This is a genomic window from Mesorhizobium sp. B2-5-7 (genome assembly GCF_006440875.1).
GTDB classification, from domain to species: domain Bacteria; phylum Pseudomonadota; class Alphaproteobacteria; order Rhizobiales; family Rhizobiaceae; genus Mesorhizobium; species Mesorhizobium australicum.
On record NZ_VFUO01000003.1, the window covers coordinates 726,072 to 738,972 of the forward strand.

Consider the following 12,901-nt stretch of genomic DNA (forward strand, 5'->3'; position numbering starts at 1 on the left):
CGCGGGGACATGTGTCGCTCATCTTCTTCGAGTCCGGGACCTATATGGAATGACCGATCACTATGATGTGGTTGTGGTGGGCGGCGGCCATGCGGGTTGCGAGGCGGCCAGCGCCGCTGCGCGCGCTGGCGCGAGCACCGCGCTGGTGACGCTGCGTTTCGACACGATCGGCGTGATGTCGTGCAACCCTGCCATCGGCGGGCTCGGCAAGGGGCATCTGGTGCGCGAGATCGACGCCATGGACGGGCTGATGGGCCGTGTGGCGGACGCAGCCGGCATCCAGTTCCGCCTGCTCAACCGCCGCAAGGGTCCGGCGGTGCGCGGCCCGCGCACACAGGCCGACAGAAAACTCTATCGCCTTGCCATGCAGGAAGCGATTCGGCAGCAGAACGATCTCGAGGTCGTGGAGGGCGAAGTTCTCGATTTCGAGATCTCCGATGGAAATATCGTAGCGGTTCTCCTGGCTGACGGCCGCCGGCTTGCCTGCGGCGCCGTGGTGCTGACGACGGGAACCTTCCTGCGCGGCCTCATTCACATCGGTGAAAAGAAGATCGTCGCGGGCCGCATGAACGAGAAGGCCAGCATGGGGCTGTCGGCAACGATGGACCGCGCCGGCTTCAAGCTCGGGCGGCTCAAGACCGGCACGCCGCCGCGACTGGACGGACGAACCATCGATTGGGCGTCGCTGGAAAGCCAGGCGGCGGACGAGAATCCCGTGCCATTCTCGCTGATGACCGACCGTATCGGGACGCCGCAGATCGATTGCGGCATCACCCGCACGACGACAGCCACGCATGAGCTGATCCGCGCCAATCTTGGCCGCTCGGCCATGTATTCCGGCTCGATCGAAGGGGTTGGGCCGCGCTATTGCCCGTCGATCGAGGACAAGATCGTCAAGTTCGGCGACCGGGACGGGCACCAGATCTTCCTCGAGCCGGAGGGGCTCGACGACCACACCGTCTATCCCAACGGCATTTCGACCTCGCTGCCGGAAGACGTTCAGCTGGAGATATTGAAGACTATTCCCGGTTTGGAGCATGCGGCCATGCTGCAGCCTGGCTATGCCATCGAATATGATCATGTCGATCCGCGCGAACTGCATCCCACACTTGAAACCAGGCGCGTTGCCGGGCTTTTTCTGGCCGGGCAGATCAACGGCACGACCGGTTATGAAGAGGCCGCCGGCCAGGGCGTGCTCGCCGGCCTCAATGCGGCGCGGCGGGCGGCGGGCGGAGCACCGATCGTGCTCAGCCGCACCCAGGCCTATATCGGTGTGATGGTCGACGATTTGACCAGTCGCGGCATCAGTGAACCCTATCGGATGTTCACGTCGAGGGCCGAGTTCCGGCTCTCGCTGCGCGCCGACAACGCCGATGAGCGGCTGACGCCGCTGGCGCAGACGCTGGGGATCGCCTCGGCTGCGCGGATGCAGCGTTATGGCGATGTCATGGAGCGGCTGGATGAAGCGCGTGAGATGGCGCTTTCATTGACCATGACGCCGAACGAGGCGGCACGGCACGGTTTGGAGATCAATCGCGACGGCGTGCGCCGGTCCGGCTTTGAACTGCTGGCCTATCCCGCTGTCGATGTGGCCTGGCTGGCTGGGGTCGAACCGAAATTTCACCACGTCGATACCAAGACCGCGGAGCGTCTCGAAACGGAAGCGAAATATTCGGTTTATGTGGATCGCCAGAGCACGGATGTCGCTCAGATCCGGCGTGAAGAGAGCAGGCTGATTCCGGACAGCATCGATTTTGCCGGCGTGCCCGGCCTGTCCAATGAGCTGCAGCAGAAGATGCACGCGCGGCGGCCGCGCTCCATCGCGGAAGCGCAGCGCATGGAAGGCATGACGCCGGCAGCGTTGGCGATCATCGTCGCGCATGTCCGCCATTGGGAATCGGTGCCGAAAGCCGAGCAGAGGGACGTTGCGTGAGTTCATTCTCCCGTGAGCGGCTGCAGGAGGCAGCCGGCCCGGTTTCACGTGAAACATTCGATCGCCTGGTGGCGTTCGAAGCGATGTTCCAGAAATGGAACCGCAGCATCAATCTCGTGGCGCAGTCGACCTCGGGCGATGTCTGGCAGCGCCACATTCTGGACAGCGCGCAACTCGCCGGGATAGAGCCCGATGCCATGCATTGGGTCGACATCGGTTCTGGTGGCGGATTTCCCGGGCTTGTCATGGCCTTTCTGCTCGGCGACCGCCCGGGCGCCAGCATCGATCTGGTCGAAAGCAACCGCAAGAAAGCGTCGTTTTTGCAGACGGTCGTCGGGCAGTTCGGTCTGCCGGCGCGGGTCGTGGCGCGCCGCATCGAGGACAGCCATGTGCTTGTTTCGAAGCCGGAAATCGTCACCGCACGGGCGCTGGCACCGCTTTCGGTGCTGCTGGACCTGTCGGCCCCATGGCTGGCCTCGGGCGCGCGGGCGCTGTTCCACAAAGGCCGGGATTATCGCGCCGAAGTGCAAGAAAGCGTTAACCGGTGGACCTTCGATCTGGTAGAACATCCAAGCGTGACCGACGCCAGCGGCGTCATCCTCGAATTGTCCAATGTGCGACCTGTCTGAACCGAGACCGGTCTGAGTGTTCGGCGACCCAAGATGAATTTCTGGCATAGACCCATGATGAAGAACGGCCCTCGAATCATCACCGTAGCCAACCAGAAGGGCGGTGTCGGCAAGACCACCACCGCCATCAATTTGGCCACCGCGCTGGCGGCAATCGGCGAGAAAGTGCTGATCGTCGACCTCGACCCGCAAGGCAATGCCAGCACCGGCCTCGGCATCGACCGCAAGGACCGGACGGTCTCGTCCTACGACGTGCTGACGGGCGAACTGGATCTGGAAGCCGCCGCCATTCCGACCGCGGTGCCAGGCCTTTCCATCGTGCCTTCGACGCTGGACCTGCTCGGCATCGAGATGGAGATCGCCTCGGCACCCGACCGGGTGCTCAAGCTGCGCAACGCGCTGCGTGCCGCGACCGAGCGCGGGGCACCCTTCGGCTATGTGCTGATCGATTGCCCGCCCTCGCTCAATCTTTTGACTTTGAATTCAATGGCCGCGGCCGATTCCGTTCTCGTGCCGCTGCAATGCGAGTTCTTCGCGCTGGAGGGTCTCAGCCAGTTGCTCGAAACCGTCGAGCAGGTGCGTCGCTCGATCAATCCGGACCTTACCATCCAGGGTATCGTGCTGACCATGTATGACGGTCGCAACAATCTCGCCAACCAGGTGGTGCAGGACGTGCGCGAGCATATGGGCGACAAGGTCTACGAAACGATCATTCCGCGCAATGTGCGGGTGTCCGAAGCCCCCTCCTATGGCAAGCCGGCCATTCTCTATGACCTGAAATGCTCGGGCAGCCAGGCCTATCTGCAGCTGGCGTCCGAAGTGATCCGCCGCGAGCGCAAATTGCGCGCCGCTTGATTAGAACCGACGCACATTACAGCTGATTCGATACCGAAACGAGCCGAAATAGACGTGGAATAAAGATGAGCGAAGATCTCTCGAGGAAAAGACTGGGTCGCGGGCTGGCAGCACTGATCGGCGAGATCGATCGCCCGGCGGCCCCGGAAAAGCCCGGCATGAGCGCCGACGGCAAGGTGCCGATCGAGTTCATCAGCGCCAATCCGAAAAATCCGCGCCGGCATTTCGGCGATGCCGAACTGACCGACCTTGCCCAGTCGATCCGCGAACATGGCGTGGTGCAGCCGGTCGTGGCGCGGCCTTCGCCGACGCAGGCCGGCCGCTACGAGATCATTGCCGGCGAGCGGCGCTGGCGGGCGGCGCAGCGCGCCGGGCTGACCGAGATCCCGGTCATCATCCGCGACGTCAACGACCGCACCGCGCTGGAACTGGCGATCATCGAGAACGTGCAGCGCGCCGACCTCAATCCGGTCGAAGAAGCGCAGGGTTACCAGCAGCTCATCGACGACCATGGCTACACCCAGGCCGATCTCGGCCAGGTCATCGGCAAGAGCCGCAGCCATGTCGCCAACACGTTGAGATTGTTGAAGCTTCCCGACGTGATCCGCGACATGCTGGTCGACGGCGCACTGTCGGCGGGCCACGCCCGCACGCTGGTGACGGCGGAGGATCCGGCCGGTCTCGCCAAGCGCATCGTCGAAGAGGGACTTTCGGTGCGCCAGGCCGAAGCGCTGGCGCAGATGCCGGCCGGCGCCAGTTCCAACGGCACCAAACCAGCCGCGCCTACCGCCGAAAAAGACGCCGACACGCTGGCGCTGGAAAAGCTGCTCACCGACACGACCGGCATGATCGTGACGGTCGACCACAAGGGCAAGGGCGGGGTGCTGCGGGTCGCCTATCGCAGCCTGGAACAGCTCGACGAGCTGTGCAGGCGGCTGAAGCAGGATTAACGTTTAGCCGGCAAATTATGCGGTACAGCGTTGTTCCCGGCGGTCGGCGCCGCCCCTCGTCCCCCTGCCGGGACCTTCTCCCCGTATAGAGATGGGGAGAAGAGGCTGGGTGTGCGACGCCGGCGCCTTTCTTGCAACGCCGGCGGCCAATTTCTCTACCGCTGCCCCAGCCTCGCGCTTTCCACCGCGATGCCGAGCAGCGCCTGCCTTGCGAGCGCGACGGACAGGTCCGGGCGTCGCCGCGTCTGCAGCACGGCCTGATGCAACCGGGTCAGCGCGCGGCCGAGCGCTTCGCTGTTCCAGCGGTCGAGGGTCTTCTCCACCAGCTTGCGCCTGGAGAAAAAGACCGGCGGCCGCGCGGCGGCAACGACGGAAGCGGCGTTGCGGCCGCCCGTCTCCATCTGGCCGCGCATGACCTGGATCTGCTGCAGCTGCCGCATCGCCGAGGACAGCACCTGGAAGGGCTGCCCGCCGCCCTGGCAGTGGCGCGTAAAAGCGGTGTCGAAGTCGCCGACCTTGCCTTCGAGCAGCGCGTCGACGGCGTCGTCGTAAGAGGCGCCGGACACGTCGCCGGACATGGCTCTCACCTCTTCCAGCCCGATCTCCTTCTGGCCGTGGGCGTAGAGGACGAGTTTTTCGATCTCGCCGCGCGAGGCCAGCCGGTCGCCACCGAGATTGCGGCGCAGCGCCTGTCTGGCCTCCAATGTCATCGCCATGCCGGCCTTGCGCAGTTCGTCGTCGATGACCGTGTCGATGTCACGGGCCTCATCGGCGTAGCAAGGCAGCGCCATGGCATTGTCCGCGCCCTCGACCACGGCGCGCAGCCCGACGCCTTTCTTCAGATCGCCGGCCTCAATGAGAATGATGGCGTCGCGCACCGGCTCCGCCGTCAGTGCCTTGACGTCGTCGGCCAGCGCCTTCTGGCCGCTGGCATTGCGCACCCAGAGCAGCCGCCGGTCGGAAAACATCGGCACGGTGCGGGCCTCGTCGAGGAGGCGGCCCTCGTCGCGATCGACCTCCGAACCCTCGAGCCTGACCACCGAGAACGGGTCGTCGAGCGGCAGGCCGGTCTTTCCGGCAAATGCCTTCGCCCGCTCGGAGACAAGGCCGCGATCGGGGCCATAAAGCAGGACGATCGAGATGCGCGGATCAGGCCGCGCCAGCCAACCGTCAACCTCGAAAGCTTTCTTCTGTGCCATGCAGGGTGGTTAGCATGATGCTGGGATGGAGTGAACGTCTTCCTGCTCGGATCGCCAACCTTGGCCCATTCCTCTCCCTCCGGAGGGGGGAGAGGTGGCCCGGCGCAGCCGGGACGGAGTGGGGGAAGCCCGTCCTCAAATCCGCCGGCACTGGCACTCATCACAGAGCCTCATTCAGGGCGAGGCGTCGTCCCGACTCGAGATGACCCCCGAGCCAGGTCGACCCCCAACTCCGTCGAGCTTCGCTCGCCACCTCTCCCGCGATCGACGGGGGAGAGGAAGGGCGCCAAGGATGGCGAACCCCCAATTTTCCCTGCTTGCGGAGGCACAAAAGGAGGCATGGAACCAAGTCTTGCCAGCCAATCACCTTATCTGGCGACAAACACGGCACAACCATGCGCCAAATTGCGTGCGGCCGCCCAACATCGACAAGAAATTTCGCGGACATATCTTCATCTTGAGCGGGGGACGCCGGATCGGCCGGCGCGGCCGGAACCGACACCCCGACGCGTTCGCACTGGCGGCGCGGATATGCAAATATCCCTGCCAGGCAACATTGGAGGACTTGAGGTCATGGCCGATGCTGGGATGTTGCGGTTTCACGTTCCGGAGCCGGAAGTGCGGCCGGGCGGGACGCCTGATTTCTCCAATGTGACCATCGCCGAGGCCGGCTCCGTGCCACGCCCCGATATCGACGTCGATCCGCGCACCATCCGCGACATGGCCTTTTCGATCATCCGGGTGCTGAACCGCAATGGCGAGGCCGTCGGGCCGTGGGCCGGGCTGCTGTCCAGCGAGGAATTGCTGGAAGGCCTGCGCAACATGATGACGCTGCGCACCTTCGATGCGCGCATGCAGATGGCGCAGCGCCAGGGCAAGACCTCCTTCTACATGCAGCATCTCGGCGAGGAAGCGGTGAGCTGCGCCTTCCGCAAGGCGCTCGCGCCCGGCGACATGAATTTCCCGACCTATCGCCAGGCCGGTCTGCTGATCGCCGACGGCTATCCGATGGTCACGATGATGAACCAGATCTATTCCAACGAGGCCGATCCGCTGAAGGGCCGGCAGCTGCCGATCATGTATTCGTCGAAGGAGCACGGCTTCTTCTCGATCTCGGGCAATCTGGCCACGCAGTACATCCAGGCGGTCGGCTGGGCGATGGCGTCGGCGATCTCCAACGATTCCAGGATCGCCGCGGCCTGGATCGGCGACGGCTCGACAGCGGAATCCGATTTCCATTCGGCGCTGGTGTTCGCCTCCACCTACAAGGCGCCGGTCGTGCTCAATGTCGTCAACAACCAGTGGGCGATCTCGACTTTTCAGGGCATCGCGCGCGGCGGCTCCGGCACCTTCGCGGCCCGGGGGCTCGGCTTCGGCATCCCGTCGCTGCGCGTCGACGGCAATGATTATCTGGCCGTGCACGCGGTGGCCAAATGGGCGGCGACAAGGGCGCGGGACAACCTCGGGCCGACGCTGGTCGAATATGTCACCTACCGCGCCGGCGCCCATTCGAGCTCGGACGATCCCTCCGCCTACCGGCCGAAGACCGAGTCCGACGCCTGGCCGCTCGGCGACCCGGTCGTGCGGCTGAAGAACCATCTCATCAAACTCGGTGTCTGGTCGGACGAACGGCATGCGCAGGCCGAGGCCGAAATCCTCGACACGGTGATCGCGGCGCAGAAGGAAGCGGAAAGCCACGGCACGCTGCATGCCGGCGGCAAGCCGTCGACACGCGAGATGTTCGAGGGTGTGTTTGCCGAGATGCCGCCGCATCTCAGGCGCCAGCGCCAGCAGGCGGGAGTCTGAGCCATGCCAAGACGGACCATGATCGAGGCCATCCGCGACGCCATGGACGTGTCGATGGAGCGCGACGACAAGGTCGTCGTGTTCGGCGAGGATGTCGGCTTCTTCGGCGGCGTTTTTCGCGTCACGCACGGGCTGCAGGCCAAATATGGCAAGAGCCGCTGCTTCGACGCGCCGATCAACGAATCCGGCATTGTCGGCTCGGCCATCGGCATGGCCGCCTATGGTTTGAAGCCCTGCGTGGAAATTCAGTTTGCCGACTACATGTATCCGGCCTACGACCAGTTGACGCAGGAAGCGGCGAGGCTGCGCTACCGCTCGAATGGCGACTTCACCTGCCCGATCGTTGTCCGTATGCCGACCGGCGGCGGCATTTTCGGCGGCCAGACGCATAGCCAGAGCCCGGAAGCCTTGTTCACCCATGTGTCGGGCCTGAAGACGGTGGTTCCATCCAACCCGCATGATGCCAAGGGGCTTTTGATCGCGGCGATCGAGGACCCCGATCCGGTGATCTTCCTCGAGCCGAAGCGGCTCTACAACGGCCCGTTCGACGGCCATCACGACCGGCCGGTGACGCCATGGTCGAAGCACGAGCTCGGCGAGGTCGCCGACGGCCACTACACCGTACCGCTGGGCAAGGCCGCCATCCGCAGGGCGGGCGCGGCGGTCACGGTGCTCGCCTACGGCACCATGGTCTATGTCGCCCAAGCGGCCGCCGAGGAGACCGGCATCGACGCCGAGATCATCGATCTGAGGACGCTGCTGCCGCTCGATCTCGACACGATCGTGGCCTCGGTCAAGAAGACCGGGCGCTGCGTCGTCGTGCATGAGGCGACGCTGACCTCGGGCTTCGGCGCCGAACTGTCGGCGCTGGTGCAGGAAAACTGCTTCTATCACCTCGAGGCGCCGGTGGCCCGCGTCGCCGGCTGGGACACGCCCTATCCGCATGCGCAGGAGTGGGAGTATTTTCCCGGTCCCGCGCGTGTCGGCCGCGCTTTGCTTGAAACATTGGAAGCCTAGAGTGGGGGAGGCCTGAGATGGGCGAACACATCATCAAGCTGCCCGATGTCGGCGAGGGTGTCGCCGAGGCCGAGCTCGTCGAATGGCATGTCAAGATCGGCGACATCGTGCGCGAGGACACGGTGCTCGCCGCCGTGATGACCGACAAGGCGACGGTCGAAATCCCGTCGCCCGTCGATGGCGAAATCCTGTGGCTGGGCGCCGAGATCGGCGACACGGTGGCGATCGGTTCACCGATCGTGCGGCTGAAAGTGGCGGGCGATGGCAATGTGAAACCCGGCAAGGAGGCTGAACCGGCGACCGGGGCCGAGCCGCCCGTCAGGCTGCCGAGCCCGAAGCCCGAAGCCGCTTCGCCGCCCAAGCCGGCAAAACCCGCCGAGACACCGGCGAAACCCGCATCGTCGTCGTCGGCGCCGAAAACCGTGACGCGCTCCTCGGCTTCGGGCGCGCCGCGTCCGGAAGGCGAAAAGCCGTTGGCCTCCCCCGCTGTCCGCTTGCGGGCGAAAGAGGCGGGCATCGATCTCAGGCAGGTGGCGGGGACCGGTCCGGTCGGCCGCATCGGCCACGAGGACCTGGAGGCGTTCCTGGCGCGCGGGCCGCAAGCGGCCAGGGGGCCGGGCCTCGCCCGCGACGACACCGTCGAGGACATCAAACTGGTCGGCCTGCGGCGCAAGATCGCCGAGAAGATGACGCTGTCGAAGTCGCGCATCCCGCACATCACCTATGTCGAGGAGATCGACGTCACGGCGCTCGAGGAATTGCGCGCCGCGCTCAACAAGGAAAAGCGTGTTGCCAAGGGCGGCGCGGAGAGGCCGAAGCTGACCTTGCTGCCGTTCCTGATGCGGGCGATGGTCAAGGCGATCGCGGACCAGCCCCAGCTCAATTCCCTGTTCGACGACGAGGCTGGTATCATCCACCAGCATGGCGGCATCCATATCGGCATTGCCGCGCAGACACCGTCGGGCCTGGTGGTGCCTGTCGTCAAGCATGCCGAGGCGCGCGACGTCTGGGACTGTGCCACCGAGGTGGCCAGGCTGGCCGAGGCCGCGAAGTCAGGCACGGCGACACGGGACGAGCTGTCCGGCTCGACCATCACCATCACCTCGCTCGGCGCCATGGGTGGCGTGGCGACGACGCCTGTGATCAACCACCCCGAAGTGGCGATCATCGGCGTCAACAAGATGATGGTGCGGCCGGTTTGGGACGGCACCCAGTTCATCCCGCGCAAGATGATGAACCTGTCGTCGAGCTTCGACCACCGCGTCATCGATGGCTGGGACGCGGCGGTGTTCATCCAGCGGATCAAGGCGCTGCTGGAGACGCCGGCGCTGATTTTCGTGGATTGAGGGAGATGTGATGCGTTCTCGAGTTTCCATTGGCGGGCGCCGCGCCGCCCCTCATTGCCCTGCCGGGCATTTCTCCCCGTATAGTGACGGGGAGAAAGACGCCGTTATCCATGGTTTCGCCAATCGGCAGCGTTGCAGACGAGGGCGCCAACATCGCGGCCAATCCCTTCTCCCCGTAACTATACGGGGAGAAGGTGCCGGCAGGCGGATGAGGGGCAGCGCTGGGTTGGATGGGAGGACGTTGACGGCTCTCACGACAAGGAAGCTGCCAACATGAAGGAAATCTCCTGCAAGCTGCTCGTCGTCGGCGCCGGCCCGGGGGGTTATGTCTGCGCCATCCGCGCCGGGCAGCTCGGCGTCGACACCGTGATTGTCGAGGCTGCGAAGCCCGGCGGCACCTGCCTCAATGTCGGCTGCATCCCGTCCAAGGCGCTGATCCATGCGGCGGAGGAGTTCGAGAAGGTCTCGCACATGGCCGGCGGCAACAGCCCGCTCGGCATTTCGGTCACCGCACCGGTGCTCGACCTGGCCAGAACCATCGCCTGGAAGGACGGGATCGTCAGCCGGCTCAACAGCGGTGTCGCCGGCCTGCTGAAGAAGGCCGGGGTGAAGACCGTGCATGGCTGGGCGAGGTTTCGCGATGGCAAGACCGTCGAGGTCGAGACCGAGACCGGAAGCCAGGTGATCCGGGCCGAGACGATCGTCATCGCCACCGGCTCGGCGCCGGTCGAGTTGTCTTTTCTTCCCTTCGGCGGGCCTGTGATCTCGTCCACCGACGCGCTGGCCCTGAGTGAGGTTCCCAGGAAACTCGCTGTCGTCGGTGGCGGCTATATCGGGCTCGAACTCGGCATGGCCTTCGCCAAGATGGGTGCGGGGGTCACCGTGGTCGAAGCCTTGCCGCGCGTGCTGGCGCAGTATGACGCCGAGCTGACCCGGCCTGTCGTCAAGCGGCTCTCCGCGCTCGGCGTCGAGGTGATGCTGGGCGCCAAGGCCAAAGGGCTGTCGACAAACGGCGATGCCCTGCTGGTCGAGACATCGGATGGCAAGAGCACCAAGGTCGCCGCGGACAAGGTGCTGGTGACGGTCGGCCGCAAGCCGGTGACGGAAGGCTGGGGACTCGACCAGATCGATCTCGACAGGGCCGGAAAGTTCATACGGATCGACGACCAGTGCCGGACCTCGATGCGCGGCGTCTTCGCCATCGGTGACGTCACCGGGGAGCCGATGCTGGCGCACCGGGCGATGGCGCAAGGCGAAATGGTCGCGGAGATCGTCGCCGGCCACAAGCGCGGCTGGGACAAGCGCTCGATCCCGGCTGTCTGCTTCACCGATCCCGAGCTGGTGACGGCGGGTCTGTCGCCCGAAGAGGCCAAGGCGCAGGGCGGCGAGATCAAGATCGGCCTGTTCCCCTTCGCCGCCAATGGCCGCGCCATGACCAAGCTCGGCGAAGACGGGTTCGTCCGCGTCGTGGCGCGCGCCGACAATCACCTGGTGCTCGGCATCCAGGCCGTCGGTCAGGGTGTGTCGGAACTGTCGGCGGTGTTTGGGCTGGCGCTGGAAATGGGCGCCAGGCTGGAGGACATCGCAGGGACGATCCATGCCCATCCGACGCAAGGCGAAGGGTTTCCGGAAGCCGCGCTCAAGGCGCTGGGCCACGCGCTGCATATTTAGAGCTCCCCCTCTCCCGCGTCAGGCGTAAAGGGGGAGGAGTTGCTCGATTGCCCCAGGCTCCTTTCCTCTCCCTCCGGAGGGGGGAGAGGTGGCGCTGCGAAGCAGCGACGGAGTGGGGGAAGCCGGTCCTCAGACGCACCGCCGCTGAAAACTCATCACAAGCCTCAATCGGTCAGGACGAGGCATCACCCTGGCTTGAAATAACAAGCCCGAGCCAGGTCGACCCCCACTCCGTCGAGCTTCGCTCGACACCTCTCCCCCGGTCGACGGGGGAGAGGAAAGGCGCCGTCGCTCACCCCGCCAGCCGGCTTACCATTTCATGCTGGGCATAGGCGCGGCCGAAGCGGTTGGCGAGGAAGGCATCGAGCGCGATTTCCTCCTGCTTGACGAAGCCGGTCGCCGGCAGCGATCCGTCAGCCAGCATGTCGAGCACGGCGCAGATGCCCGACGCGGTGGTGATCTGGATGGCGCTGCGCACCGTCCGGCCGACGCGCCGGGAATAGATCTTGTTGGCGTAGGTCTCCTGCAGCAGGCGGCCGTTCCTGCGGCCCGAGACGGTGACGAAGACGATGACCACGTCCTGCAGCGTCGCCGGCAGGGCGCTTTCGAAAATGTCCTTCAGCACGTCGCGGCGGTGGCGCAGCCCAAGGTCGTTGAGCAGCGCCTTCATGATCGCGGCGTGGCCGGGATAGCGGATGGTGCGGTAGTTCAGCGTGCGTACCTTGCCCTTCAGCGTCTCGGCCAAGGTGCCCAGTCCACCGGAGGTGTTGAACGCCTCGTAGGTGACGCCGTCGAGCGAAAACTCCTCGCGCTCCTCCAGCGGCGGCACTTCGACCAGCTCGCCCTCGACGATCGCCTCGCAAGGCTCGCAATATTCGTTGATGACGCCGTCGGTGCTCCAGGTCAGATTGTAATTCAGCGCGTTGGACGGGTATTGCGGCAGCGCGCCGACGCGCATGCGCACGCTTTCCAGCGTGTCGAAGCGGCTGGCGAGATCATTGGCGACGATCGAGATGAAGCCGGGCGCCAACCCGCATTGCGGGATGAAGGCGCTCTTGGCGGTCCGGGCCAGTTCCTTGACCCGCCTGGTCGAGACGACGTCCTCGGTGAGATCGAGATAATGCACGCCGGCGCTGGCCGCCGCCTCGGCGATGCGCGTGGTGAGGTGGAAGGGGGCGGCGCTCAGCACCGCGAACTTGCCGGCGAGCGCGGCTTCAAGCGCACCGGGCGCCGCGATGTCGAGTTCCAGCGTCTCGACGCCGGCGGGGACTTCCGCCGCGGCGAGCTGCGCCGCCGAGCGGTCGAGGAGAGTGACCTGATAGTCGCCCGTCGCGGCAAGCATTTCGGCGATGGTCGAGCCGATCTTGCCGGCCCCGACGATAATGATTTTGTTCATGTTCAAATTCCCCTGCGATCTGCGTTTCCCAAAAACCATCGCAGCTTGCCTGTCGAAAGGAAGCGTGGAATTCTGCAAAGTGAACCCTATCTTTTACCG

General features: G+C 65.2%; 10 protein-coding genes. 8 read left to right on the forward strand and 2 right to left on the reverse strand.

What is annotated here, in order from left to right:
- Positions 1 to 49 precede the first annotated feature (49 nt).
- The 4 genes from mnmG (at position 50) to FJ543_RS17480 (ending at position 4,367) form a co-directional block, all read left to right on the forward strand.
- Positions 50 to 1,933: a tRNA uridine-5-carboxymethylaminomethyl(34) synthesis enzyme MnmG gene (gene mnmG / locus FJ543_RS17465; RefSeq protein WP_140876118.1), complete on the forward strand. Its 1,884-nt coding sequence runs from the start codon at positions 50 to 52 to the stop codon at positions 1,931 to 1,933.
- Positions 1,930 to 2,562 (forward strand): 16S rRNA (guanine(527)-N(7))-methyltransferase RsmG, encoded by a 633-nt coding sequence (gene rsmG / locus FJ543_RS17470; protein ID WP_140876120.1) that lies wholly within the window; start codon positions 1,930 to 1,932, stop codon positions 2,560 to 2,562. Before mnmG ends, rsmG begins: the two co-directional genes overlap by 4 nt.
- A gap of 54 nt (positions 2,563 to 2,616) precedes the next feature.
- Positions 2,617 to 3,417, forward strand: coding sequence for a ParA family protein (locus FJ543_RS17475; RefSeq protein WP_031251964.1), 801 nt, complete (start codon positions 2,617 to 2,619; stop codon positions 3,415 to 3,417).
- Positions 3,418 to 3,482: 65 nt separating this feature from the next.
- Positions 3,483 to 4,367, forward strand: a complete 885-nt coding sequence (locus FJ543_RS17480) for a ParB/RepB/Spo0J family partition protein (RefSeq protein ID WP_140876122.1) — start codon at positions 3,483 to 3,485, stop codon at positions 4,365 to 4,367.
- 155 nt (positions 4,368 to 4,522) lie between these two features.
- Here the strand turns inward: FJ543_RS17480 and holA are convergent, their stop codons facing one another.
- Positions 4,523 to 5,566 (reverse strand): DNA polymerase III subunit delta, encoded by a 1,044-nt coding sequence (gene holA / locus FJ543_RS17485; protein WP_140876124.1) that lies wholly within the window; start codon positions 5,564 to 5,566, stop codon positions 4,523 to 4,525.
- Positions 5,567 to 6,139: 573 nt separating this feature from the next.
- On the opposite strand from holA, the gene FJ543_RS17490 reads away from it, so the two are divergent.
- The 4 genes from FJ543_RS17490 (at position 6,140) to lpdA (ending at position 11,406) form a co-directional block, all read left to right on the forward strand.
- Positions 6,140 to 7,372, forward strand: a complete 1,233-nt coding sequence (locus FJ543_RS17490) for a 3-methyl-2-oxobutanoate dehydrogenase (2-methylpropanoyl-transferring) subunit alpha (protein ID WP_015314818.1) — start codon at positions 6,140 to 6,142, stop codon at positions 7,370 to 7,372.
- A gap of 3 nt (positions 7,373 to 7,375) precedes the next feature.
- Complete coding sequence (locus tag FJ543_RS17495; RefSeq protein WP_015314819.1) at positions 7,376 to 8,389, forward strand: alpha-ketoacid dehydrogenase subunit beta; 1,014 nt, start codon at positions 7,376 to 7,378, stop codon at positions 8,387 to 8,389.
- 17 nt (positions 8,390 to 8,406) lie between these two features.
- On the forward strand, positions 8,407 to 9,735 hold the full coding sequence (locus FJ543_RS17500; RefSeq protein ID WP_140876126.1) for a dihydrolipoamide acetyltransferase family protein: 1,329 nt from the start codon (positions 8,407 to 8,409) through the stop codon (positions 9,733 to 9,735).
- 273 nt (positions 9,736 to 10,008) lie between these two features.
- Positions 10,009 to 11,406 carry a dihydrolipoyl dehydrogenase gene (lpdA, locus tag FJ543_RS17510; protein ID WP_140876128.1) on the forward strand — a complete coding sequence of 466 codons (1,398 nt, stop codon included), beginning with the start codon at positions 10,009 to 10,011 and terminating at the stop codon, positions 11,404 to 11,406.
- 292 nt (positions 11,407 to 11,698) lie between these two features.
- On the opposite strand, the gene FJ543_RS17520 is transcribed toward lpdA, so the two are convergent.
- Positions 11,699 to 12,880: a saccharopine dehydrogenase family protein gene (locus FJ543_RS17520; RefSeq protein WP_348643256.1), complete on the reverse strand. Its 1,182-nt coding sequence runs from the start codon at positions 12,878 to 12,880 to the stop codon at positions 11,699 to 11,701.
- Positions 12,881 to 12,901: the final 21 nt, after the last annotated feature.

Excerpts from the sequence above, each read along its gene's own strand:
- FJ543_RS17480 (WP_140876122.1), top strand. The coding sequence starts at position 3,483 with ATGAGCGAAGATCTCTCGAGGAAAAGACTGGGTCGCGGGCTGGCAGCA.
- FJ543_RS17500 (WP_140876126.1), top strand. The coding sequence starts at position 8,407 with ATGGGCGAACACATCATCAAGCTGCCCGATGTCGGCGAGGGTGTCGCC.
- mnmG (WP_140876118.1), top strand. The coding sequence starts at position 50 with ATGACCGATCACTATGATGTGGTTGTGGTGGGCGGCGGCCATGCGGGT.
- FJ543_RS17495 (WP_015314819.1), top strand. The coding sequence starts at position 7,376 with ATGCCAAGACGGACCATGATCGAGGCCATCCGCGACGCCATGGACGTG.
- holA (WP_140876124.1), bottom strand. The coding sequence starts at position 5,566 with ATGGCACAGAAGAAAGCTTTCGAGGTTGACGGTTGGCTGGCGCGGCCT.
- FJ543_RS17475 (WP_031251964.1), top strand. The coding sequence starts at position 2,617 with ATGATGAAGAACGGCCCTCGAATCATCACCGTAGCCAACCAGAAGGGC.
- lpdA (WP_140876128.1), top strand. The coding sequence starts at position 10,009 with ATGAAGGAAATCTCCTGCAAGCTGCTCGTCGTCGGCGCCGGCCCGGGG.
- FJ543_RS17490 (WP_015314818.1), top strand. The coding sequence starts at position 6,140 with ATGGCCGATGCTGGGATGTTGCGGTTTCACGTTCCGGAGCCGGAAGTG.